A 26,830-nucleotide genomic window follows, 5' to 3' on the forward strand; every position below is an offset into this window, starting at 1 on the left:
GTTTATTTATTTTGAAACCATACTTCATCCAAACTTCCCATTCGAGGATTCACAATGCTCGTATACTTACTTCCGAAATTGTATGAAATACCAAACTCTGCCCAAAAATTGTTTTTTGTCGCCAACTGCTGTCCTCCTAATAAATAAGTCGTTTCATCCAAAGGGTTTTTCAGTAATGAGATTTGGTCATTTACCATTTCAAACTGCCCTGTTATATTAAAGAATAAACCTTTTGCTAGTCGGAACGAACATTCACTGACAAATGAAAGGCGATTCTTAGTCAAATCGTTTAAATAAGAGCTACTCTGTACAGACCCTCTGATACTTCCCCAATTGCGAGTTACATCGGTTAATATTGCCAAACGTTGATAAGGGAGCGTCTCTTGAATTTTATTCCAGATACTCTCTCCATAATAATCAAAACTTTGTACGCCTGCCTGATATACAAATCGTATCTGTTTAATGGTATTTTTTGAGTACGGGAATAAATTATATTCAAGCAATGGAGCTATTCTAATGCTACTTTTAATATTACTATATTCGCTACTACGATAATGCATAATCCCTCCAACAGACCAATGTTCATTGATACTGCGTGCGTATAACGGAATAATATCAAGGCTTTTGATTAAAATAGATTGTTTAATTTCATCTATGGTATAACTGTTCTTTTTAAATCCCTGCTGTATATTAACGACCAGTTTATGCTTGGGTGTGATTTTCCTGATGGCAATTTTAGGACCTACATTATAGTACAGGTAATTCGATTGCCCCTCCATATAGCCCTCAAAGGCTGCTGTAAAATTCCATCCTTTCCATAAATCCCGATTTTCGATATACACAGAATCTGCTTGAACAAACGATTCATTTACTTTGGCATCAAATGCTTTTTCAAAAACTGTATGATGTAATAAAAAAGATAGCCCTTTTGATAGGTGGGTCACAATCATACTTCGAACATACTCTTCCGTTTGCCCTTGCGGTAAATCGAAAAAAAGCGTATCCTTCTTGCCCACTAGTTCATTCATCCCTGTAAACTCAAAGTTTATACGGTATCCTCCTTGCGAATTTGGCTTTTCTGTTACTAATACTTGTATCGTAGCACTAGAAGCATCTCTCACAAAATTGCAGGTATACAAACTTTGAAGTAGGTAATCCTGATAACAACGTGTTGTAGAAGTTGCGCAATTGATATAAATGTTCGGTTTCTGTTGTGCCCAGACGCTACCTGACAGTAAACCAATAAAGGCTACTGTCAGAAAAGCTAATCTATATTTATCGGCCATACTCAATGCTTTAAAATTTAATAACTGTTTGAATTCTGAAGTTTACAGGCGTACCTGGGTTATAAATCCATTCTTTTGCATCTGGATTATAATACCCATTGCTCACATACTTCTGATTTCCAATGTTGTACACATTCAAACCGATTGAAAGTTTATTAAAATTATAAGATAACGAAGCATCATAGATTGTATAAGTTGGTAACGTTTTATTGCCAAATTCACTTCCCCAACCTACATATACGCCGCTACGACTACCCATGTATTGCACCCCAGCACCAAATCCAAGTCCTTTTAAAATACCATCTGTAAATTTGTATTTCAACCAACCATTTAACGTATGGTCTGGTGTTCCATAGTTTTTGATGCCTATTACAGTAGAATCTGCATCTTTGGTTACACGAGCATTGGTATAAGAATAGTTAGCAACAACACTTACATTGTTAGTGATATTCCCTACGATATCCATTTCAAAGCCTTCGCTCGTTATCTGTCCTGTTTTTAAGTAAAAACCATCGTGGATTGGGTCACTTGTACTTACATTGTTTTTCTCGATACGATAAATAGAGGCATTTACACCAAGTCTATTATTTAATAACAATGCTTTAACGCCTATTTCTCTGTTGCTTCCTGTAAGTGCAGGCAAACGTCCCTCTCCAAAAATAGCGCCACGTTGTGCCAAAAAGCTTTTATCATAAATAGCAAAAACTGAAAGGTTTTTAGATGGCATATACGTTAAGCCAAATCTTGGTGTAAAGGCATTTTCAGTAATTTCATATTCTGGGTCATCTACTCCTCCGTTATAATCTTGCCCTGTTGTAAGGCTGGTAAATCTTCCCGCTAACGTTACTATAAGCTTCCCTGCAATTTTGATATGGTCTTGTATATATAATGCTTGCCACTTGTTAGTAGAACGCCATGAGCCATTATTTTCAGTAGGAGTATATCTTACGCTATCTTTTGGAAGATAATAAATCGGATTTTTAATAGACAATTTTAATCTTTCAGGATTACTCCAATCTCCTTTATAATTATTTCCTTCGCCACCATCACCAAAATCTAAGCCTACTAATACTTTATGTTCAACATATTTCCCTGTCTTGAATTTTCCATCTGCAAATACTTGCATATTGTATAAATTGCCTGTCCAGTCACTTCCTGAACTTGTACGATAAATGGTGTCTTTTGTAGCCGATATATTATTCACATACAGTGCCATACCATCCCAATCTGTTGACATATAGGCTACTTGAGCATTTAAATTCCAATTGTCATTGATTTGATGTTTAAAGCCTAATCTTGTATAAACATCTGACCCCATGTAGTTACCAACATTAGGGTCGTTCATAGCCATATTGTATGGCAAAGCAAAGAATTGCTCGTTGATTGATATCTGATTATACGAATTATGAGCTGTAACAGCTTTTACATAGTTATGCTCAATAGTAATGCTTGATTTTGGCGTAAAATCATATTTCAAAGAAGGGCAAATAAAGTAACGGTTGAAATTTCCCATTTTATAAAACTTCGCACTTTGTTGAAATCCTGTATTTAAACGATAGGTTAATTTCCCATCCTTTGAAAATTCTCCACCCAAATCAATGGCGGTACGCATCATGTTAAAACTACCAAGCCCAAACGTAATTTCATTGATTCTTTCATGAGTGGGTTGTTTGGTTACAGTATTTACCAAACCCCCTGGTTCAGAGTTGGCTAACATAAAGCCTGCTGGTCCTTTTACAAATTCTACTCTTTCAATCATGCCTGCATCTTCTTGTGCATTCCACCAAATAGGTCCACCTACCCCGTTACGATAAGTGCTATACGTTGCATCAGTTCCTCTTATCAAAAGACTAGCATCTAAGTCTTCGCCATAAGTCTTAGTAATACCACTTACGGCTCTGATAACGTCGTTTTTATTAAGCATTCCCATATCAACAATTGTCTGGCGTGTAGCAACGGTGATATTTTGTGGAATTTCAATCAATGGAGCTGTCAATCGAAGAGATTCCGATGGATTTTCAGCAATATATTTTTCTGATTTTTCTCCTGTTACAATTACCTCATTAAGGTTTTTGGTATTTTCTTTCAGATTAAACACAGGAAGTGTTTTCGTTTCATTGGCTTTCAACGTGGTTTTAAGTTCCTGAGAATCAAAACCTACAAAACTAGCAACTACTGTATAAGTACCTGCTTTGAGCTTTTCAAGTTGATATTCACCTTTGTTATTAGTGGTAGTTCCTTTGTTTGTTCCTTTAATTGAAATCGTAACAAATTCAGCAGGACTACCATCTGTTAGCTTTACCGTTCCGATGATTTTCCCTGTATTTTGGGCAAATCCTGAAAATGTAATAAGCGATACAAACAAAGGAAGTATACGTTTTAGAAGGATTATATTATGTAAATATTTTTTCATTTTAATATTAAGTAAAGAGTTAAGTTTTGGTATTTTTTTATCGACAAAAAGTGATTTTGTCAAACTTTCAGCACATGAGGGTATAGCTTTTCTTTTCAGAAAAGCTATCACCAATTTTTCAAGTCAATAGATTATTGCTTATTAATCAAGCATAAAGGTTGTTTCAGATTTATATCTAATTGTTTGATAATCCTTCCCTTTAAAAGTCCCGGGAGTGTTATCAATCCATTCCAATTCTACTAAATACATTCCTTTTCCTGTTGGGGAAAAAGAGCTTTCTCCTTTTTCATTAGTGAATAATGCTTTCTCCCAAGTCTGTGGGTTAATAACAGTTACTTTAGTCTTAGACAAACCCTTTTGGTCTTTATAAGTTGTTAACACAACCTTATCTTTTTCCTTACTAACGGTAATATCCAAAAACTGAAGCTTGTTTTTTGGATTACTTATTTTACCAACTTGATAAATGGTGCGCAAAAACTGTACAGGTCGAGTAACTCCTAAATTATGTTTTGTCCAATCTTGTACCTCTCGCGTATCGTTGATAGCCAAAACCTGATAGGTTCCTTCTGTTTTTGGTGTAAAGATTCCTTCCCAATGGGTTTCTTGCTGAGTCATAGTAACGGCTGATTGATTTCCATCTCCATCAATTACTGAAACAGTGAGTTCATTCATTTTATTGAGCCTATCTCCTTTTTCTCTTATTCCAGAAGCGTATTCTCCGTAAAACATTAGGATTTTAACGGGACTTCCTATTTTACCAGAGCCTTGTGTTTCAAGCCAATATCCATGTGCCATGGATAAAAACGGGAGACACATAATGGTAAATAAAAAAGCCAGTTTGAATAATATTTTCTTCTTCATATTTGACTGTTTTGGGTTTGATTAAATAATACTATAGATACTTTGAGGATTCTACAATCAAGCCAGTTTTTTTCTTCTCCCCCACCAAATCAACACACCAGAAATAGGCAAACTAGCAGCCACTAAGCTCACTAAAAAGGCTAATACTTTTCCTGCCAAGCCGAATATTGCCCCTACGTGAATATCATAATTCATTCGGAGTACTTTATCAGCTACTTTATCTACAGGAAATCTTCCATAAAGGTGATTTACTGATAATTCTTTTAACGAATATTGGTCAAAATAACGGTAATCAATTTTCCACGTTGTGCCTTCTTCCATATTTACATTGACAGCAAGTGATGCTGAATCAGACTCTGGAATATGTACTTCTATCGTTTTGGCAAGTGGCTGTTCCTCAAGCATTTTATACCAAATACGGTCAATGGCAGGCGATTGTTTTGTTACAAGCTCTTTCTGTTTTTTATCTGAAAAAACTTCTGTATACATCGTTGATTTTTCACCTCCTAAGCCTCCGTACACCGCATTAGAAAACCATTCAAAGCCCCATACCAAGCCCGTTAAGGCAATAATCAAGACAATCCAAGCTGAATAAAAACCTAAAATATTATGTAAATCATAGTTTTTACGTTTCCATTTTGTGGTATTTTTCCAACGAAACCAAAAGCGTTGTTTGGCAGCACTTTCGTTTTTTGGCCACCATAAAATAATACCAGAAATCAACATGACTACAAAAACCAATGTTGAAGTAGCCACTATCGGTTGGCCTATCGTTGGAGGGAGCCATAAATAATAATGCCCCATTAGTACTATTCTAAAAAAATCACTATCCATATCTTTTACTTCCAATACTTCTCCATTATAAGGATTGAGGTAGGTGATATAATAATAGGATGGTTCATAATGATAAAAAATAGCTTGTGCTGACTGACTTTTACCTGAATACATGATAGCATGTAGCTGTTTGTTTGGCAAAGCTTTTAATGCTATTTTTTCAAGGGCCGATGGTCGTAAAAATGGTTTATTTTGGGCTTCTACAAAGCGAAAAGGCTGTGTGACATTCTGTATTTCTTCCTGAAAAGCATACAAACAGCCCGTTATAGAAACGATAAACACCACAAGGCCAGACGCAAGCCCAAGCCACAGGTGAACCTGTCCTATAATTTTTTTAAAACTCTTCATATATTTAAGTATGATTAACGCTCAATGATTAATAAGGTACTCGTAAAAAATCATCTCTTTTATTCAAAAAATTTATATCCCTACAATAACTGGGAAATTCGTTCTATGATACTAAGAGTTGATTTAGCCAACATCAAGTTTAATATATAAATAGTAATTAGTTATCTGTATATAAACTTAATGTTGGTAATCCTGTGTTCATTTATTACGTTGAGGTGCTAAATGAACTTAGTAAATTTTTAAAACTTATAACCTACCGACAAACGTGCATTACGCAAAGCTTCTGTTTGGTAGTAGTAAAAACCACTCCAGTTATAGAAAGCACCTGAATATAAATAAGCATTTAAAATGTTATTAACATTTAGTGCAATAGAGAAGTTATTAGCTTGATACGAAACCGCTCCATCCATACGGAAGTAATCTTTCAATGGCTGTGTTGTTCCATCAAATACATACCATGAAGAACGTCCTGCTTGATATTGTGCTCCTAAAGAAACACCCCATCCTTTCATTTTTCCATTCGTTGCTTTATAAGCTAACCAAGCGTTGGCGATATTTTTAGTTGAGCCTGCTACTGCAACACCTACTTTTTCAGCATCAGTATCTTTCGTTACTTTAGCATTAGTATAAGCATAGTTCAATGTCAAATCTAAACCATGAACAATTTGTCCGCGTAAATCAAATTCAACACCTTCTGTTTGAGTTTGTCCTAGTTGTATAGAGAAATTTGGATTACTTGGGTCAGATGTTAATACATTATTTTTTGTAATGCGGTACGCTGCTAATGACGTTGTCCATAAGCCTCCAAGCCATTCTCTTTTCAATCCTAATTCTTTGTTATTTCCAGTAATTGGGTCAAATTTCTTTCCACTCTTATCTACACCTGCTTGTGGTACAAAAGCTTCATCAAATACACCATATACAGACGTATGCTTGTCTAAAGAATAACTTAACCCAACGCGAGGTGTAAATTTATTCGCTGTAGCAATTCCTGAATAAGGATCTCCGTCAGTTGAAGTAGTATAACGACCTGCCAATGTTAAGCGTAGTTTATTTTCAAAAAAATGAAGTTCATCTTGTAAATAAATACCTGTATACGTTTGATAATAGTTTGCACCGCGTTCACGAAGACTTAAAGAACGGTCGAACTTAGGATAGCTTGATGCTGGTGTTACGCCATATTGTGGGTTATAAATAGTTAATGGGCTAATATCTCCTGATTGGTTCCAATCGTGGAAATAGTTTTTATTACCCATATCCAAACCTGCCAACAAAAGGTGTTTAACGCTTCCCGTTTCAACATCACCATTTACAAAAAACTGACCTAATTTATTGGTTCCATCAATATCCCAAATAGCCATGTTTCTATGCAAAGTATCACCATTAGCTGATATACTAGTTGGCCACATAGATTGTCCTACTTGGCTATAGTTCATATAAGCAATTTGACCTGTAAACTTCCAGTTTTTATTGATAGCATGTGCCAATGTCAAGAAAAACGTGTTGTCATTGATATTGGTTGCAGGCATATTGGCTTCAGCAGTGGTAAAGTTCACTGGCAAATCACCATATCCTTTTTTAGAGAATGAATAATTAGAGCCAATCATCGACATCTGATTGTACTGATAAGTATATTCAGCAGTCAAAGATGTTTTATCATTAAATTGATATTTGATAACAGGAGCAATTGATACACGGTTGTTGAATTCAAAATCACGGTGCGAACCTTTCATCTGTCCCATAATGTTCAATCGATACAACAATTTACCATCTTCTCTTAATTTTCCGTCTAAATCTAACGTAGAACGATAGGTATTAAAGCTACCAACTGTCATAGTTGCTTCTCCTTTTGTCATACCTGTAGGTTTCTTTGTTACTACATTATAGAAACCAGAAGGTTCGCCATTTGCCAACATAAAACCAGCAGGACCTTTCACAAATTCAATACGTTCAACCATACTCATATCTTCGGCTAATGGGCCCCATGACATTTGTACATTCATACCATTTCTAAAAGCAGCAATTTGTGAACCACGCATATTTAAAAGCGCATAATTGTCCCAGTGCTCTAAACGTGTTACACCACTTACATTTCTGGTTACGCCTTCTAGCATATCAAAAATTTGTTGGTCTTGAAGCAATTGTTTCGTAACAACTTGGATGTTCTGAGGAAGTTCAAGTAAAGGCGTTTTTAAACGTAAAGAAATCGATGGATAATCCGTAACATATTTACTAGGATTTGATACCACCACAACTTCTTGTAGTTGTTTACTATCTTCTGTTAGTTTAAAATCTACTTCTTTAGTCTCTCCAGCGGCTAAAACAACGCTTTGGTTTTGTGCTTCTAAGCCTACAAAACTTGCTTGTAGTGTATATTTCCCTGGCTTAATTTCTGTGATTTCATAATAGCCATTTGCATCTGCTATTACCCCTTTGTTTGTTCCTTTAAGAACTACATTTACAAATTCTGCTGGTTTTCCGTCACTTGTAATAACTTTCCCTTTAATAAGGGCTGTCTGCTGTGCTACAGCAAATACACTGTTTAACAATAAAACACTACAGAAAATAATGCTAAAAAAGTGTTTTGATAATTGTTTATTCATGATACTGTTTAATATAAGGATTTAATTTTTTAAAGACATCAAACGTGATTTTGACAATGCAAAGATTATACTTATTTAGACTAATTCAAAATAATTTTAGTTTTTATTTGGAATCCTTCTAAATAATCTATTACCTTTGTCATGTTCCTTTTGAAATAGAAAGTTTTGGAGACTTTGAGATTATTGGACTGTAAGACTAGAAGACGCTAGATGTAAGACACTAGACTTGGGGATTTTAAGTTTTAGGACTATTGGAAAGGAAACAAGAATTTAATTTCTCTAAATTATCAAACCAAAGATTCATATCAATCACTAACATTGAATAATGCTGAGGCTCGCTGCTAAAAGCTAATTACCTGAACATCTTATGAAGTGTATAATTACCTTATTATTTATATATAATGCTTTAAACGTGTTTGGGCAACAGAAACATGTTTTAAGTGATAGTTTAAAGACAAGTAATTTAAATGAAGTTGTTGTAACCGCTACTCGCAATGAAAGGGCTTTAAACGCTTTACCCATGCCTGTAACACTGATTGGGCAGAAACAGATTCGGGCGATGGGTTCATTGCGATTAAGCGAAGTACTTGCAGAACAAACGGGACTTTTTATTGTAAACGACCACGGGCAAGGGCTTCAAGTTCAAGGGTTTAGTCCAGATTATACTTTAATTCTTTTGGATGGTGAACCTTTGGTTGGGAGAACAGCTGGTACTTTAGAATTATCAAGATTGGCAGTAGCTAATATTAAACAAATTGAAATCGTAAAAGGGCCTTCCTCTAGTTTATATGGTTCAGAGGCTTTGGCTGGAGTAGTAAATATCATTACTGAAAGACCTAATGGGACAAAAGGTTCTTTTTCAGCAAGATACGGAACGAATCAGACAACTGATTTATCTGGAAACATGAGCATGAAAACGAAAAAGTTAGGATTCAACCTTTTCTTAAATCGTTATGCTTCTGGTGGATATGATTTTACGCCTGAAACTTTTGGACCAACAGTTTCACCTTTTCAAAATTATACGATTACCCCAAAATTTACCTATGATTTTTCAAAAAATGTAAGTTTGAATATATCAACAAGGTATAATATTGAAAATCAAGAAAGTAGCTTATTAGTCGGAACGGATCAAATAGTAGGAACAGGGTCGGTAAAAGACTGGAATATTAACCCAAGTTTAAGGGTTTCTTTTCACCAAAACCTAAAAGCTGTTTTTAGATTTTACAATACACAGTATAAAACAAATTCTGAACTTTTATTTCAGAAAGACAATAACGTATATGATGCAACGTACTTCAATCAGCAATTTCTAAGACCAGAAATTCAGGTAGATTATGCCATAGGCAATAAGCAAGTATTAACGCTTGGGGCTGGTAAAATTTGGGAGAGTGTAGAAGCAACAAGATACGATGATGTAAAAAGATTTGAAACCAATTATGGGTTTTTTCAATACGAAAATTTACTGGTGAGTGCTCTAAACCTAACTATCGGTGGTCGTTTTGACGCTCACTCTGCTTACAAAGCTCAGTTTAGCCCCAAAGTTTCGGTGGCTTATGATTTATCTAAAAAGGTAAAACTCAACGGCTCTGTTGGAGTGGGTTTCAAGGCACCAGATTTCAGACAGTTATACCTCAACTTCACCAATGCCGTAGCTGGCTATAGCGTATTTGGTACGCAAGAAGTAGCATTAAATTTAGCTCGTTTACAGGCTGAAAATCAGATTGCAGAAGTGCTATTCGATGTAAGTAAATTCGGAGGGTTAAAAGCTGAAAGCTCATTAGCGTTTAATTTTGGTGGAAAAGTTGATTTAGATAATGGTCTGAAATTCAAGGCAAATGTTTTTAGAAATGACATTTCAAACCTAATTCAAACCCAAGCCGTAGCCTTGAAAACGAATGGACAAAGTGTTTTTAGTTACATGAACCTTACGAAAGCATTTACACAAGGAATAGAATTAGATGCTAGTTATACGATTGCTAATAATAAGTCGCCTATTACGTTGAGTGCAGGCTATCAGTTTTTGGAAGCAAAAGATAAAGACGTAGTAGATAAAATAGCCCGAGGTGAATTATTCAGACGTGACCCTGAAACGTTGGTAACAGTAAGGGTAAAAGCTGCTAACTATGAAGGACTTTTCAATCGCTCTAGGCATTCAGCCAACATCAAAGTATTCTATGAAGACATGAAAAGTGGATTAACGGCTTCGTTAAGAGGGATTTATAGAAGTAGATATGGTTTTGCTGATTATAACGGAAATGGTATTGCTGATGTTAGCAATGAATTTGTAAATGGATACATCCTTTGGAATGTATCTGCCAGTAAAACCTTTCAGGAAAGATTTAGATTACAAGCAGGTGTTGATAATGTATTGGGTTATACAGATAATAGAAATATCCCTAACCTAGCAGGAAGACTGATTTGGGTAAGCCTTGGTATCAACCTTGAAAAGCACAAGATTACAGAACAGTAGAGTAGCATTCGGGGGGGTCGTTTATCCCGAATTCACGAGATTATGGTAAATAGTAAATGACTATGATTTTATTAAAGTCATTTCTGAGAATCAATAGTTTTATTTTTTCTTTTCGTTCACATTGTACAAAAACAGTCTTGAATTATCGAGACTGTTTTTAAAAAAGTTTCTACTAAATTTTATCAATATGAAAGAGATGCAACAACAACATATCATTTTAGTTGAAACGGATAACGCCAGTGCTTGGCAATGTAAATGTTGTAATGAAATACAAGTTCAATATAAAAACTCTTTGATGACTTTTGAATGGACTACGATGGTGACGTTTTTAAGAAAATTAAATGAAGCCCCGCACGCCCAAAAGTTTTATGTCATAGAATTGTGCAATTTAAGAAGCGTTCCAAACATACAAACAGATATATTTTCAACTGGTCTATTTTTAAGTAATACAGAAATGAAAGAATTTTTATTTGTGTTGCATACAGCCTGTGAAAAGATTGATTTAGAGCTAATTTTTAGGAATACAATTCACAATAACTAAGCTAATGGTACAAATTGAAACACATTTTAAATGTCCTGTTTTTTCGATGAAAATTAGTGGAAAAACAACGCAGGAAGATACCAGAAGCTATTTGTCAGAAATGAGTAAGCTTATTAATAAAAACGAAAGTTTTGGCTTGCTCTTCGACTACCCAGAAGGAAATCTATGTCGTGAAAGAGGTGTCGTAAAATTAGAAACCACTTGGTTTAAACATTATCGTAGAGAGTTTTCCAGACAATGTTTTGGGATTGCAATCGTCACGAAATCATTTTTTATGGCAAACGTCTATCACCATATTGTACAATATTTAGCTAAGCGTACCTATGGCTGTCCTGTAAATATTTTTGAAACTCGTTCTGATGCTCAAAGATGGTTAATGGATTTGTACTTAACTCCTAAACAATAAAATCAGTCAGATGGAAACATTAATGTTCAAAACAAACATTACCTCTCCTATTGGTATACAAGCCATTTGGGATGCCCTCAAGTCAGTAGGAATTAGCAATTTCAACATTGACTTTCATGATGTGAACAAAGTTTTAAAAATTGTGTCTGAACAATTTACACCGAGCGAAAAAATTATTAGTGCCCTTGTTGGGCTAGGTTACCAGTGCGAGAAAATATCATAAACTCATCCCTTTATTTAAATACAAAAAACATGAATTCTTTACAAAAAATTGCCTTGTCAGCTTTAGTTATTAGTACGCTCTTTACTGCTTGTAAAAAAGATGATGAAGTAGTAGTACAACCTGTAAAATCAGAAACAGTGAAAGATTTAGCTGCCGACCCTACAACTGCCGTTGGTGCTAACGGCCAGCCCGCAGGAACAGGAAAGTATGCTTTCTTTAGCTTCAAAACTGGTGCTGTTGCTAGTTCAGACTCAGCAACTACGAAATGGGATATTGGCGTAAGAGCTACTACAATTATCACAAATGGTGGTGGTTCTGGTAGTGGCCAAGGTGGCGCAGTAGTAATATCGGGTATTTTCGATGAAATCAAAGAAGTGCCTGCTTCTGCCACTTTTGCACAAGATACTAAAACCACATTTGCTATTCCAACAGGTGCAGGAAATGGTTGGTACAACTATGCTAATGGTATCATTACACCTGCAGCAGGAAAAGTAATATTAATAAAAACTGCTGATGGCAAATATGCTAAAGTAGAGATTTTGAGCTACTATAAAGGTGCTCCGACTACTCCAACTACTACTGATGTAGCGCGTTATTATACATTCAGATATGTATATCAACCAGAAGCAAGTACAAAGTTTAACTGATGATATTGAATCGCTCAATGAGAGAGTAAAAGACATCGCTCTCTTATATAAACTGCCACTGCTTTGCGGTGGTAGTTTTTCTTAATAGTGATTATAGTAATCTTCAGATTTCTAATTCCTTGGCCAATACTCGCTATTGTTGCTTAATTTCTGTTCGTCTACTATCTAATTAATAAGCGTCATTGTTTAAAGCTATTCTTATGGAAAACTCACACGATTTCAATACGTTAACCGAAAATTCAAACGGTTATATTGGTTACTGTCCATGTTGTAAAAAGTATAACCTTGCCTACAAAAACTCTTTGTTTATCCTGAATGAATTTGAGTTTGGTGCTTTTCAAGAAATGTTGGAAAACAAAATAGGCATTCATGATTTTTGGACTTCGCATGGTAAGGAATATATGATGCGTACACCACTGAAAAACTATTTTGTTTTGTGGAAAGAAAGTGAAATAGATGAAGTATTAGATATGATGGAAGAAATTGCCTTGCTAGTTGAGGCTCATAGAGTAGTCAATATCAATAAGAACTAAGAAATTTGAGTTTTAAGTGCGGAGTATTTTTTCTAACTCCGCAATCAAAACTCGATACTATTCATTTCATTACTTAAGTTCTTTTCCTGCTATATCTTCCCATTTATAGAAATGAAAAGTACGGTCGTCGCTCATGGCAATAAATAATCCTTTCTTGAAAGTATTATTTAAAGGCACTGCAACTGTTTCAGAACCATCACTTTTATTGGCTTTTACCTTCACTACCTTTAGTAACTGATGGTCGTTTTTGTTCTGAGCTGTTCCTTCTCTGCTAAAAATATGGAATTGATTTGCTCCTTGATCCGACACTAGAATATAACCAGTCGTTGGTGAGGTTTGATAAATAGAAATTCCCTCATGGTCTTCAGTAAAACCTGTAGTAGCAAACAACGCTAATTCTTGGTTACCATTTGTTGGCTCAGCGTAATATTTTCTTACGCCAACGCCTTCGTCGGAATAATAGACATAGCCAAGTTCATCATCTACAGCGATAGATTCTATTTCTTTTTTTCCGCTATATGCTCCAAACTTTCTTACTAACGTAGCTTTTACCTGTCCAGCACCATTGTCTTCCAAAAGATATTGCCAAAGGTAACTACCATCTGTTGGACCCGATTTTCTACCTACAATCGCATAAATTTTTCCTGCTTTGTTTTTGTATAAAGATATTCCCATCAAGTCACGAAACTCTGCTCCTGTTTCATTCTCAAATACCTCAATGCCTCCATTATCAACGGCCTTCATGTCTGGTAATGAATAAATACGTAGTTTATGGGTCAGACGCTCTGTAACTACGGCAATATCTGTGGCTTTGTTGTTTAACATCAATCCATACTCAATATCCACATTATCAGGTCGCTTCAATCCATGCACTACTTTATCCGCTTGAATTTTCCCTTGTAAATCATACACAAACAAAGCTCCATCTACGTCTTTATCTGTACCCACTATTAGGCTTTTGCTAGCATCATTGGGATTTATCCAAACAGCAGGGTCGTCGGTATCATGTTGTACAGGTTCAGTAATAAAAGTGGGCTGTACGATGGGTTGTTCACTAGCAGTAGTATTTGTTTGAACAGCCACTTGTTTACAAGCATTAAGCGAAAAGGCAAGCAAAAAGATGGTTAAAAGCCTATGATTCATTATTCTTTCTATTTAATTGTGAGTTAGTGATTGAGTGAATCACTAACTCGTAATCCACTCAATCACAACTATTTACTTCGTTCCAAAAGCACCAATATACGATGCAGGCTCAGGCGATTTGTAAGTCTGACCATTAATCGTGATACCGTCTTTATAGTTTCTCGTGAAGGTAGTAATTCCTTTATTCAACGCTGGCGAATCAGTAGCCAAGTGGAAGTCCCAACTAGTTGTAAAATCAGCATTTGATTTATCAGTACTTACTGGGTAATTCACAAATTTAGGGTCGTTATCACCTACTTTTGTACTGATAATATCGTTTTTGCCTGTTAAAATTTCAGTACTTGGTTGGAATTGATTTACTCCCTCTTGCGTATAGCCATAGTACAACGAGTTACTAACTACCGAACGACTATCTTCCGGTTTTTTAGCGTCTCTCTTAATACCAAAACGAGTGTTTGCCATTAAGTTATTATACAAATCTGCACGAACACTTGCCTCTACCCAAATAGAACCACCTTTAATAGTTGGTCTTCTCCAGCCTGTATTCACAATCGTGTTGTTATAAGCCACTACGTACGCTTGAGGAGTACGGTCACCAGCATTTGATAATTTCAAGGCATTTGTATTAGTGCTATAAATTAAGTTATAAGCTACGTCAGCAATACAACCTGATTTGATGTTGATAGCTTCTCCACCACTTTCGCCTGTTGTATGAAAAGTGTTGTTACTAAAAATGATACTTCCGCCTTCTAAATAAGTACAGTCATCATGCCAAAAACGAACGATAGAGTTTTGCATTACTAACTTTCCTGCAGTGTTTGAGAACCAGATAGCAGGGTCAAATTCACCGCTAACAGCCTTGTATAAACCTTGTTTTACCGATGTAGACGATTCTGTTGTAACGGCACCACCATACTCCATAATTACATTGTTTAATAACAATTCTGAACAAGTTTTTGAAGCCAAAATTCCACCCCACAACTTACCGAATTTGTTTTTAGTAATTCTTGCACTTTCAGGAACAGTCATTTTTACAAGGTTGGCTGTGCTTCCTGTTACATACAAATTACCATTTACGATAATCTCAGGCTTGCTTGTCGTATCCATCACTACTGTTACGCCTTCTTCAATCGTTAAGCTTTTGCCTGCTGGAATGATGATGTCTGTTTTTACTTGGATGATAGAACCTTTTACCCAAGTTCCTGATACTTCACCCGTTACCGACTGCTCTACAACTGGTGTTGTTTTGTTTTCGTCTTTACTACAAGCACTAAACAATGTGGCTAGTAAGAATGCTCCTACTAAGATTTTTGAATTTTTCATGACATTAATAAAGTTGAATTTTGAATATTTTAGTATTTGAATTTTATGCCTATTAAATAACTTCTTTGGTAATAATCTTCACGAATCAAGGTTTTATCATTTCCTCCTTTTGATTGCTCTGGGATATTGGCATTGACAGGATTGGTATTTTTGATAAATACTCGCATCGGTGTATTCAATAAATTGTTGGCTTTGCCAAAAACTACCCAACGTTCACTCAGTTTCTTCTCTATCGAGAAATCCATCTGAACGAAGGCTTCTTGCCATAAGTCATTATCTAAAAACTGTGAAACTGTATTGATACGCTCACCTGTATACGACGCTGCTAATTGTGCATCCCATCCTGTTTTTGAATTTCTATAGAGTAAAGAAAAATTACCGATGTGTTCCGACTGTCCATAGAGTGGACGCGTTTGATCAACGGAGATAGATTCTAAGTTCCCCGCACTATTACGAATCCTGATATTCTTTTTGGTTGTAATAGACGAATGTGTGTAGGTATAGTTTGCCTTGATGCCAAAGTTTTTAAAATACTTGATTACATCTAACTCCAAGCCGTAATTATTGGCATTCCCAAAATTCCCTGGTGTATAGAATACGTCTTGGCCACGAGTCTCATCCACTTGCAAGGTATATTCTATCGGATTTTTGATGTATTTGTAGAAAACACCTGCCATTATTTGGTCTGATGCATTCGGAAAATATTCATACCTCAAATCAATATTATCGGCCACAGCACGTTGCAAATCAGGATTTCCTCTTTCTTGAAATTCTTCATTGACTACTTTCCCTGGAACAATCTCGAAAAATCCTGGACGATTGATTGAACGGAAATATGAAGCACGCAAATTTTGAATATTATTTAAACTATGCTTGACGTTTAAGCTTGGCAAAAAATCAGTATATACTTGGTTTCCAGACGGATGAAGTTCGCCAAGTGGGAACAACATCTGATAGCCTTGGTCTGTATTTTCAACCCTAAGTCCACCAATGAATTGCGTTGCTTTGGTATTTAGTTTTGCCATTAAATACCCTGCTGCTATTTTTTCAGTAGCATCATAATTCAATGCTGAGGCTACTGTTCCTCTTGGGTTTTGAACGGTAAAATCTACTTCGTTATAATTGTTAAAATCTTTGCCAAACACTGCAAAAGGATTCGTTGGTTGAAGTACATAGTTATTATAAAAATTACTTCTCTGTTTATCTCGATACAATACTCCTGTACTGATTTCTAGCGGGTTACTCTTCCATGAACTTAAATACGTCAAGTTTAAGTAAGTGGCTAAATCGCGGTCATCATTATGTTCCCAACGGCGACTACTTTGCTGAGGATAAATTTTAGTTTCTACAAAATTTTCTCTTTTACCCAAAACGCTAAAACTAGTATTATCAGGCACTTGGTTAGAAGCCGTAGAATATACTGCCGACCAATTGAAGTTGAATTTATCTGATAATTGATGTGTACCTTGTAAAGTGCTATTGAAAATTTGTTGTTGTGTAAGCCTTGAACGAACCCCAAAAGTTAATCCTGCGTTTCCTTTTTCTGGGTCGTACCCTCCTGATGAGTATTCTGTGGTTTTAGTATCCCTTAATTGCTCGTTAATCAGGTTCATATAGGCATTATACCACTGCAACTTATTTCGCTCGTTAAATCGAAAATCTATTTTGGCATGCAAACCCAAACGCTCTTGTCTTTCAGAAAATTGACGTTCAGCTAAACTGGTAATTCTTGAAGTTTTTTCAGTATCATAAACCGTTGAAGAGAAGAATTTACTATTGCTACCACGATACGTATTTTGAAAGCTTCCTGCTAAAATTACACCCAAACGGTTTTGTAAAAAACGATTTCCAATTGATAACCCTCCTACTATATTTGGAATCGGATTTTTAGTTTGCAATGTCAAAGTTCCTTTCGGAAAGTCTTTTGATGTCGCCGAATAAGTACTACCATTTAATTCATAAGGCGATTGCTTTTGAATCTGGCTTGCATCAAAACTTGTAAATCCACGATTGATAAACAATTCATTGTACCCTCCTGCTAAATTCCCTTTAATTTCTAATTGATTAGGTGCATCTTTCATCACCATATTTACAACACCTCCTACGGCATCACCCTCTAAATCAGGCGTCAGGGTCTTAAATACTTCTAAACGACCTAACAGTTCAGAAGGGAAAATATCTAGCGGCACATAGCGATATTTGTTGTCTGGGCTAGGTATTTTGATACCATTTACCAAGGTATAATTATAGCGCTTATCCATTCCCCTCAGGATGGCATATTGTCCGTCACCATTACTATTTCTTTCAATTGAAATTCCTGATACTCTTTGGATTAAGTTCGCCACCGTTAAATCTGGAGAAATTTCTATCGCCCTACCAGAAACAATATTCATCAGCTGATTAGCCTTTCTTTCTGAAAAACGAGCTGAATTTTCCGTTGATTTATCGGACGTGGCAGTTACAACAACTTCATTAAGTGATTGTTTTGAATCAGGGACTAAACTTAGTTTTAGGAAAGTATTGTCTTTCCCGATAACTACTTCTTGTGTAATGGTCTCATAAGTAATGTAGCTAATCTTTACTTGGTATTTCCCTGCTGGAAGATTCTTGATACTGAATGAACCGTCTAGTCCAGTAACATCATAAAAACCTTTTTTATCTAATCGTACATTCGCTCCTATTAGTGGTTCTCCCGTTTCTTTATCAATCACTACCCCACTCAATGTTCCTGAGAAAGCAGTAAAAGTGATTAAGATAAAAAAGCTAATCAGGCTGTATATTTTGTTCATTTTGTTTTGTGATTTATTTTTAATTAGCTTTTTCGTATGAGCTTAGTTAAAAATTCTTTCGACATCATTTTTTTGATGTGACAAAGGTTCAAATACAAAATGAATACAACCAAATTTGGGGCGTTACAAAAAAGCAACAGCGTTACAAAGGGCATAAACAAGAAGGCAACAATAGAAACAAAAAACAATCAAATAGCTGTATATCAGATATTTATAAGTAATCAATCGCTACATTATCAAATTGTTACCGTTACATTTCCAAATCATTAACAACCTATAATGCTTGAATAAATGCCGAAAGACTATCTCCTTGCGCTAAGTTTAATTTCTTACGAAGACGATAACGAACTACCCTCAAGCTATCTTGTGAGATACCTAACAACGAAGAAATATCAGCAGAATTAAGATTCATTTTTAACAAAGCCACCAATCGTAAATCGTTTGCCGTAAGGTTATCAGTCGTAGCTTTTAGCTTATCAAAAAAGCTTTGATGCACTTGCTCAAAAATACCCCTGAATTCGTCCCAATATTGATCATGATTAAAACTTTGATTGATTTCCTGCATGATTTGCCTAAGCTGACGTTTTGGGTCACGACGCTCGTCTTTAATCATTTCTTCCAACTTGTTATAGAGCTTTTCAAGCAATTGATTTTTCTGGATAACATGCAGTGTATGCGAGCTTAATTCTTTGGTTTTTACTTCCAATAGATTTTTAAGATTTTCTTCTTCCAATACTTTATTTCTCAAAGCTACCTCCATCAATTCCTTTTGGGTTTCATATACATGATTCCGCTCTTCATTCAAAAATCGCTCACTTTTTATTTTCAAGCGCTGTCGGCTAATAATTACCGTCGCCAAAGCTGCTAATAAAATGGTTACGATTCCGATGGCAAAGCCAATAATTTGGTTTTGTTTTTTCGCATTATTCAATTGCTGTATTTCATTATTCTTTTTACTGATATCATACATTACTTGTAGCAAAGCCAATTGCTTATTACTATTCTCATCATAAATATCTAAGGCCGTTTTTCGGCTTAATTCTAAGTAATGATAAGCACTATCGTTTCGTCCAAGTAAATTATAGGCTTTAGCAATATCACGATAGGCTCCTGATAGCTGATAATTTTCTTTTGTATCCAATGCCATAGCTAAGGCCTTTTTAGAATACTGTAAGCTTTCTTTTACCTTATCTGTTTTTCTAAAAACATCTCCTAGATTATTCAATACTTCTATTTGGGCTATTTGGTTGTTTGTTTCCTTGTTAAGTGTAAAAGAGCGTTGGTAATAAAAATAGGCTGAGTCGTACTTAGCAAGGTCTTCATAAATGCTTCCAATATTTTCGTAAATCTTAGACATTCCTTGGCGATTATTAATCTTTTGGTAATGCATCATTGCCCGACGCTGATAGACAAAGGCACTATCATATTTCTGTTGTTTTTCGTATAACTGCCCAATTTTACCCAACGTATTGGCCATGCCTAAATCATTTTTGGTATTTTTATAAATCCCCAAAGCTTCATCATAATACTGACGAGCCAAGTTTCGCTGATGATTGTAATAATATAAAACACCCAAATCGTTTAAATTACCGGCCAACAATTCTTTCTTTTGGTTGGCCTTAAATATCGTGCTGGCCTGTAAATGGAAATCCAACGCCTGAGGATAATGCCCAAAGTGATAACAAATTTGCCCCATTTGCTGTAGATAAAGTCCTGCTTGAACAAAATCCTTTTGCTCGTTTGCCTTATTGTACTTTTCTTTCAATAGGCGAAAAGTAGTATCTGGATTATGAAAATACAGCCCCAGATTTTCTTTATCTTCCTCCTTAAATGTTTGTGAGCAGAGATTTGAAAGATTATTTATTAATAAGCATACAACAAAAAAGCCTTTGATAAAGCGACGCGAAGAATAATATTGGATGAAATTCATAATGAGTATTAGCCGAAAAATTTGCTAAATTTCCCTCTTCAATAGCTCAAAATCATTATTTCAATTAGAAGTTTAACAAATATTTAATATGAAGATGATGTACCTAACTTTTATAAATTTGACTTTTGTATCCATTTGATGTTTGGTTAAACAACAGATATGAATAAGTTTTTTGATTTTTGATTAAGAATGGACTAAATTGCTTTAAGAGATTTTATTAATCATCAATTCACTTCAACAAATTTTAAAGCCTATCAATTTATGATAGTATTTCAAATGAAAAAATCAATACTCCATCTTCTTTTTGTCTTGCTATGTTTCTGTGTTTCTAATACCATTGCTCAAGACTTAACGCAACAAATCATTCCGAATCGTAGCAATAGCCTATCTCAACAACAAAAACCTTATGTCATCTTGATTTCGGCTGATGGTTTTCGTGCAGACTTTACTGATAAGTATCAAGCCAAGAATCTTCGTAAATTGAGTAATGATGGCGTAACAGCAGCCTACATGCTACCCTCTTTTCCGTCTCTTACTTTCCCCAATCATTATAGTATCGTAACGGGAATGTATCCAGCACATCATGGCTTGGTTGATAATTCTTTTTATGATGCTCAGCGCCAAGAGAGTTATGGAATGGGCAATAAAAAAGCTGTTGCTGATGGTTCATGGTATGGCGGAACACCTCTATGGGTGTTAGCAGAGCAACAACAAATGATAAGTGCTAGTTTTTATTGGGTTGCTTCTGAAAGTAATATTCAAGGAACTTTACCTACTTATTATTACATCTATAATGATAAAATAGATATTGATACGCGTATTAAAACGGTTAAAAACTGGCTTCAATTACCTGAAGATAAGCGTCCGCATATGATTACTTTTTATTTCCCTGAGGTTGACCATGAAGCCCATACTTATGGCCCAGACTCAAAAGAAACCGAAGAAGCAGTACATTTTGTAGATAATAGCATTGGTAAATTGGTTGCCACTGTTGATTCACTACATTTGCCTGTAAACTTCGTATTTGTTTCTGACCACGGTATGACGAAAGTTGAATATGAACATCCTATGCTTTTACCTAAAGCAATCGACCCTGAAAAATTCATCATTCCTCGTGGAGATGCATTGTTACAATTGTATGCAAAAGATAAAAAAGATATTAAGCCGACCTACGAAGCTTTGAAGAAAGAAGCAGTAGATTTTGACGTATACTTAAAGAAAAATATTCCTAGTCGTTGGCATTATGGTAAAAAAGACGACAAGTATAATCGTGTTGGCGATATCCTACTTGTGCCACATTTACCTAAAGTATTTGGTATTACAGGTAAATCTACGACGCCAGGTAAACACGGTTTTGACCCAGCCATTGAAGATATGCACGCTACATTCTTTGCTTGGGGACCAGCCTTCAACCCTCAAACAAAAATAGATGGTTTTGAAAACGTAAATATCTATCCAATGATTAGTAAGATTCTTGGCTTAGAATACAGCCATAAAATAGATGGAAAACTAAAGTTTTTAGATACTATTTTAAAGAAATAAAACATAAAAAAGCCAGATGGTCAAAATGACCATCTGGCTTTTTTATCAATAATGCTTTTCTATTTCGTTTACCTAATGGACATTTTGACCATCTGGCAAATATCAGTTTAAAATCAATTTAAAGTCTTGTAAAGCAAGTTCTATCGCCTCAAAAGCTTCTATATTTCTACTAGCGTATGCTTCGTTAATAGTACTTAATACTTTATTATATTTCTCTTGAGCAATATCGTTTGAATCATTCTCTGATTTTTTATCTTTTGAATTACTCTCTTGTTGCAATAAAATTTCCTCTACTTTCTCAATATCATCAATCGATTGGTTTTTCTCATTCGACTTTGCCAATAGCTGTATTTTACTTTTCTCAACTTTCTTTTTTCCCGAAAGTACTTCATTGCGAAGGGTAGGCGTGAGTTTTTCTAAGCCTTCAGCAAAGGCAGCATCCCTCCTAATTGTTTTTTCGCCAACATTATATTCTTTGGCTAATCTTTCGGCAGTGGTAATTTTTACAGCATTTTCCAAATGGTCATTTTGACCATCTGATAAAAATTCTTCTTTTTTGCCTTGTAAATTATCCGAAACGTCATTTTTCTCGGTATTATAGCGCAATCCTCTCAAATATGATGCTTGCTGTACATTTAGGTTTCTTCGACCCAACTGCAAATCAATCATGTGTTCCTTTACTTCCTTAAATGAGTTAAAAGACAATAATTGCACGTTGAAAGAAACCCCAAATTCTTTGCATATCCCATAACGGTTGTGCCCATCTATCAACACATAAGCTGGCTCCATTACGTTGCCTTCACCAATAACATCCTTGGTTGTTTCCCAAAGTAAAAGTGGGTCTTTGCATCCATTTGCTAACAAATTAGCCTTTAATTGCGCTAATTCGGAATCTAACAAGGGAGGAATGAAGCTTCTTAATTCTTCAAGGACTGTTATATTTTGCTTTATCGACTCTAAGGGCGAAAAACTATTTGTGATAGACACCCTTGCTTTTTCTGCAATCGACATTTTTATGTTCTTTGCCATTTCTATAAAATGTTAATTGGATTAAAACAATGATAGGTATTCGTCACAAAACTCTTCATAACATCTTGCAGCTTCTGAATCTTTATCAAATGTTCTTATGGGTATCTGTTCTATCTGAGCCTTCTGAAAAGCAATCAAATGTTTAATTTCCTTGCTGAATACTTTAATGTGTGGGAAAATGCTTCTTACCGTCTCTTTAATCCCGTCATGAACAGTATTTTTCCTTACCATGGTAAATACAATGCCATCTACTTGCAGGGCTGGATTGAAAATTTGGCGAGCTTCAGAAATACGCTCCAACAGGGTATTTAATCCTTTTAAAGCCGACATTTCTGGCAAAAGGGTAATTAAACAACTGTTAGAGGCTTGCATGGCACTCATCGTAAGAATGTTCAAAGAGGGGGGACAGTCAATCAAAATAAAATCGTAGTTCTGACTAATCCTCGCTATCAATATTTTCAAGCGTTGTTCGCCACCTACCTTATTCACCAATTCTGTTTCAGCTTTTGCCAATTCTATATCTGACGGAGCAATGTCTAGATTTTCACCGATGTTGTAGATAGGCAAATCTGCTAATTTTACTAAACTATGGTAAACTTGTTTTTCATCTTGCAGGTGGATATCAAAAATCTGACTCAAATTACCTTGTGGATCTAAATCGATAATCAATACTTTAAAGCCCATTTTAGCAATTGCCTCACCCAAATATCCAGTTGTCGTAGTTTTACCTACTCCGCCTTTATGGTTGATAACAGATACCACTCTGGCTTTTTCATATAAATTTGTTGAAAATCCGTACGAAGTTACCACTGGCAATAAGAGCTCTAAATGCTTTTCACTTAAATTTCGTTCTCCTTTCAATGCTTTAGCCAAAGTATCTTTGGCAAGTCCTGCTTCTCTTTCCAATGTCGCCACTGAAATAGCATTCCTTCTTCTGAGAAATCTCAATAATAACTCTTGAGTCAACATTTATGTAATGATTAGAAATGAAAAGATTATCAAAGGTACAAGATTTGTATGATATATTATGCAATAATATACATAAAGCATAAAATTTCATGCGAATAATTATTTTACCCTTAAATCATTTCTTTTTTAAAAATAAAAAAAGAATAAAAACGCTCTCTCAATTTTTTGTTTTTTGAGAGAGTTTTTTAATATATTTTTAAAAGAGTTTTTTAATATATTTTTTAGCACCTCTGTAATTGACTGATAATCAATTTATTACACCACTTTTTGGCAACAAATTGTAGGTAGTTTGGCAACAAATTGTAGGTAGTTTGGCAACAAATTGTAGGTAATAGGCAACAAAATGTAGGCGATTAAGCAACAAATTGTAGGTAATAGGCAACAAAATGTAGGTGCTAAGCAACAAATTGTAGGTATAGTAAATAAGAGTTCATTTTTAAGATATGTTAAGTGAATGATTTTTAGCTATTTATAAAATAGCTTGGCAACAAAATGTAGGTTTAAGTATAAATTACCACTAAAAAGCTTGGAAATATCAATGATTTGCCACCTTTGAATGATTAGGCAACAAAATGTAGGTAATTTGATATATTTTTAAATCGATTATTTCAAAAATATCTCTCCTTTTCAGATTTCCGATAGCCATCATTTGATAGGAGGGAATAATATAAAAAGACAAATTTCCTTCTGATGTGTTAGGCAACAAAATGTAGGTATATTTTGCCTTTCAATATTGCTTTCCGACTCTTCATTAAGCAACAAATTGTAGGTGATTTGCCTTTTTAAGGCTTATCCACGTGTTGCTTCGTGCAAAAGTCTGTCTATGCCTCTAATAGGCAACAAATTGTAGGTAATTTCTCGCTAAATAACGTTTTTTTAGCTAAATTATCCTTATTCTGAATATTTACTGGCTTTGAATATTGACTGATAAAAGTAGTCAATATCTTTATTATGCAACAAATTGTAGGTATTTTTATGATATATGGCTGTTTTATCTATGTTTTTTTATATTCTATTAGGCAACAAAATGTAGGTAAATAAATTATAATACTTATTACGCTACATTATTGCCATCGGGTAAACAGGAAAAAAATAGAGTAATAAGCATCAGGTTTGGAAACATTTTTTTGTAAAGTTGCCAAAACAAATTAGTTTTGTATAGGTAACCAATATGCAGATGAAAAATGAATTAGATCCAAGCTTAAATATTGAATTGTTTCAGAATAATCCTGATTATCTGATTTTCAATAATCCGTTGGCCAATCCCAAATTCATTAGAAGAATTTCTAAGAATGAGTCGGTTTCTGTAGATGATATTTATACAAGGAAATTATTCATCGAAATCGCTTCACGTTTAAAGCCATCACATCTGTTCGGAATGGAACAGAATGAAAGCGTATGTTTTACTATTCATATCAAAGATTTTTTAGAAAGGATAGGAGTAACCCATAAAAAAGGCTACAACTATTTAATTGAAAGTGCCGAGATGCTTCAAACTACTTTATTAAAGTGGCGTGAAGGAAAATTAGAAGTTAGTACTACCATTATTTCTCAAATGATTCACGATGAAGGATCAGGAAAAATACAGCTCTTTATTGTGCGAGATTTGGCTCAGAAGATTTTAGAGGTAAACGAGCGAGAAAACTTCAGCTTTTTAAAAGAAAATTTCTTTAGGCTACAGAATAGCCAATCTATTAAGCTTTATCCATTTTTTAAATCTTGGTTGAACAAAGGTTTTTATGAAATAGATATCGAACGTTTCAAAATTCAATTTGAATATAACACTAGTGGCTATTTAAAGTTTTCAAATCTTGAAAAGCGGGTGTTGATACCAGCCATTGAAGAAATCAATGATAAAACAGACATTTTTATTACTTATCAGAAAAGAGGAACTAACCTAGATAAATTACGTCCGAAAATTACGGGATTATTATTTGTAATTAAATTGAAAGATAAAACCCCTTTTTCAGAACAGGACGAATTTATAAAACAGATTGAGTTCAAGAGCTTCTCTGAAATGATGGAACCTTTGAAACAAGAAGAAGAGCCAGATAATAACACCCGTCTATATACATTATTTAAAAAAGTTAATTTACAAGAAAAGCCAGAAGTCAATACGATTGAAATAGAAATTGATGCTTATGTAGACAAATATGGAAGAGAACTAGTAGAAGATTGTTTCAATGCATTAATAGATAAAAAAATAGCAGTGCGGAGTATGGCATATTTCAGTACTAGAAATCTGTTTGAACAGCACGAAGGATATACCAAACAAAAAAGGAAAAAAGCAGAAGAGAAAAAACAGAAGATTAAACAAGAAGCCGAACGAGTCAATCGTCAAGAAGAACTAAAAAGGCTAGTCATGCTTTTTAAAGAAGCAGAGCTGAATTACTTTGAAAGGAGATATGATGTATTGAGTGATGAGGACAAACTCAGTCTGATGAATGAAATGATGGAAGCTGGGCGAAATAGCGAATGGTACTTTGATATAAATACTCAGCCAACACAAATAGCCAAGCAACACATGGGAATGATTTTCTCATTAAGAGATTTATACAATCCATATAACAGGCTAGAGAAGTTTCAATATTGGATGAGTAAGGAAGGAAAAGAGATGGAAATCTCAGATGAGATAATACAATTGCTCAATTATTGAGAAATAGTGAAGAATATCCAAACTTTCAGCAAGAGGTTTGGATATTTTGGTTTTAAACCCAATCAATTTCAGAATAGATACAAATGCCAATATGCTTATTTAAAGTATTTTTATAATAATTTTAATTGACTAAATTTGAGTAATTTCTACTCATCTTTTTTTGAGTATTTTTATTGATTTTTTTTCATATCCTAACAGTTTAATTTTCAGTACAGTTGCGGATTATTTTGTAAAAAGATTGAAAAAAGTTTTGATTTAGGTATTGTTATTAAAAAAAAAGCTTG

At 34.7% G+C, this 26,830-nt stretch carries 19 protein-coding genes; 8 read left to right on the plus strand and 11 right to left on the minus strand.

Going from position 1 to position 26,830, the window contains the following annotated elements:
* Positions 1–2: 2 nt before the first annotated feature.
* The 5 genes from AC07N0_RS20580 to AC07N0_RS20600 all read right to left on the minus strand — a co-directional run bounded on the left by AC07N0_RS20580 (position 3) and on the right by AC07N0_RS20600 (position 8,345).
* Entirely contained in the window at positions 3–1,286 is a 1,284-nt protein-coding gene (locus tag AC07N0_RS20580) for a hypothetical protein (protein WP_494590799.1), read from the minus strand.
* Positions 1,287–1,296: 10 nt separating this feature from the next.
* Complete coding sequence (locus AC07N0_RS20585) at positions 1,297–3,699, minus strand: TonB-dependent siderophore receptor (RefSeq protein ID WP_494590800.1); 2,403 nt, start codon at positions 3,697–3,699, stop codon at positions 1,297–1,299.
* Positions 3,700–3,840: 141 nt separating this feature from the next.
* The gene (locus tag AC07N0_RS20590) at positions 3,841–4,560 is read right to left on the minus strand and encodes a nickel transport complex, NikM subunit,transmembrane (protein ID WP_494590801.1); all 720 of its coding nucleotides are present in this window, start codon (positions 4,558–4,560) and stop codon (positions 3,841–3,843) included.
* A 57-nt stretch (positions 4,561–4,617) separates the two neighbouring features.
* A complete protein-coding gene (locus AC07N0_RS20595) occupies positions 4,618–5,742 on the minus strand; it encodes a PepSY-associated TM helix domain-containing protein (protein ID WP_494590802.1) in 1,125 nt (374 codons plus the stop codon).
* Positions 5,743–5,981: 239 nt separating this feature from the next.
* Positions 5,982–8,345, minus strand: coding sequence for a TonB-dependent siderophore receptor (locus AC07N0_RS20600; RefSeq protein ID WP_494590803.1), 2,364 nt, complete (start codon positions 8,343–8,345; stop codon positions 5,982–5,984).
* A gap of 367 nt (positions 8,346–8,712) precedes the next feature.
* On the opposite strand from AC07N0_RS20600, the gene AC07N0_RS20605 reads away from it, so the two are divergent.
* From AC07N0_RS20605 to AC07N0_RS20630, 6 genes are all read left to right on the plus strand, one after another.
* Positions 8,713–10,815: a TonB-dependent receptor plug domain-containing protein gene (locus AC07N0_RS20605; RefSeq protein ID WP_494590804.1), complete on the plus strand. Its 2,103-nt coding sequence runs from the start codon at positions 8,713–8,715 to the stop codon at positions 10,813–10,815.
* A gap of 187 nt (positions 10,816–11,002) precedes the next feature.
* The gene (locus tag AC07N0_RS20610; RefSeq protein WP_494590805.1) at positions 11,003–11,356 is read left to right on the plus strand and encodes a hypothetical protein; all 354 of its coding nucleotides are present in this window, start codon (positions 11,003–11,005) and stop codon (positions 11,354–11,356) included.
* Between the two features lie 4 nt (positions 11,357–11,360).
* A complete protein-coding gene (locus AC07N0_RS20615) occupies positions 11,361–11,762 on the plus strand; it encodes a SpoIIAA family protein (RefSeq protein WP_492804235.1) in 402 nt (133 codons plus the stop codon).
* 10 nt (positions 11,763–11,772) lie between these two features.
* A complete protein-coding gene (locus AC07N0_RS20620; protein ID WP_492804233.1) occupies positions 11,773–11,985 on the plus strand; it encodes a hypothetical protein in 213 nt (70 codons plus the stop codon).
* A 29-nt stretch (positions 11,986–12,014) separates the two neighbouring features.
* A complete protein-coding gene (locus tag AC07N0_RS20625; protein WP_492804231.1) occupies positions 12,015–12,632 on the plus strand; it encodes an HmuY family protein in 618 nt (205 codons plus the stop codon).
* Positions 12,633–12,832: 200 nt separating this feature from the next.
* Positions 12,833–13,165 (plus strand): DUF6686 family protein, encoded by a 333-nt coding sequence (locus tag AC07N0_RS20630; RefSeq protein WP_494590806.1) that lies wholly within the window; start codon positions 12,833–12,835, stop codon positions 13,163–13,165.
* 69 nt (positions 13,166–13,234) lie between these two features.
* Here AC07N0_RS20630 and AC07N0_RS20635 read toward each other — a convergent pair whose 3' ends face one another.
* The 4 genes from AC07N0_RS20635 to AC07N0_RS20650 all read right to left on the minus strand — a co-directional run bounded on the left by AC07N0_RS20635 (position 13,235) and on the right by AC07N0_RS20650 (position 20,350).
* A complete protein-coding gene (locus tag AC07N0_RS20635; protein WP_494590807.1) occupies positions 13,235–14,308 on the minus strand; it encodes a phytase in 1,074 nt (357 codons plus the stop codon).
* Between the two features lie 72 nt (positions 14,309–14,380).
* Positions 14,381–15,631 carry a right-handed parallel beta-helix repeat-containing protein gene (locus AC07N0_RS20640; RefSeq protein WP_494590808.1) on the minus strand — a complete coding sequence of 417 codons (1,251 nt, stop codon included), beginning with the start codon at positions 15,629–15,631 and terminating at the stop codon, positions 14,381–14,383.
* 29 nt (positions 15,632–15,660) lie between these two features.
* Complete coding sequence (locus AC07N0_RS20645; protein ID WP_494590809.1) at positions 15,661–18,420, minus strand: TonB-dependent receptor; 2,760 nt, start codon at positions 18,418–18,420, stop codon at positions 15,661–15,663.
* Between the two features lie 274 nt (positions 18,421–18,694).
* Entirely contained in the window at positions 18,695–20,350 is a 1,656-nt protein-coding gene (locus AC07N0_RS20650) for a tetratricopeptide repeat protein (protein ID WP_494590810.1), read from the minus strand.
* 276 nt (positions 20,351–20,626) lie between these two features.
* Between AC07N0_RS20650 and AC07N0_RS20655 the strand changes: the two genes are divergently transcribed.
* Entirely contained in the window at positions 20,627–21,892 is a 1,266-nt protein-coding gene (locus AC07N0_RS20655) for an alkaline phosphatase family protein (protein ID WP_494590811.1), read from the plus strand.
* A gap of 102 nt (positions 21,893–21,994) precedes the next feature.
* Here AC07N0_RS20655 and AC07N0_RS20660 read toward each other — a convergent pair whose 3' ends face one another.
* Positions 21,995–22,921 (minus strand): ParB N-terminal domain-containing protein, encoded by a 927-nt coding sequence (locus AC07N0_RS20660; RefSeq protein WP_494590812.1) that lies wholly within the window; start codon positions 22,919–22,921, stop codon positions 21,995–21,997.
* A 21-nt stretch (positions 22,922–22,942) separates the two neighbouring features.
* Positions 22,943–23,890: a ParA family protein gene (locus AC07N0_RS20665; RefSeq protein ID WP_494590813.1), complete on the minus strand. Its 948-nt coding sequence runs from the start codon at positions 23,888–23,890 to the stop codon at positions 22,943–22,945.
* Between the two features lie 1,177 nt (positions 23,891–25,067).
* Between AC07N0_RS20665 and AC07N0_RS20670 the strand changes: the two genes are divergently transcribed.
* Positions 25,068–26,546 carry a replication initiation protein gene (locus AC07N0_RS20670; protein ID WP_494590815.1) on the plus strand — a complete coding sequence of 493 codons (1,479 nt, stop codon included), beginning with the start codon at positions 25,068–25,070 and terminating at the stop codon, positions 26,544–26,546.
* The last annotated feature ends 284 nt before the right edge of the window (positions 26,547–26,830 follow it).

Source organism: Arcicella sp. GW821-FHT09D11 (genome assembly GCF_059416265.1).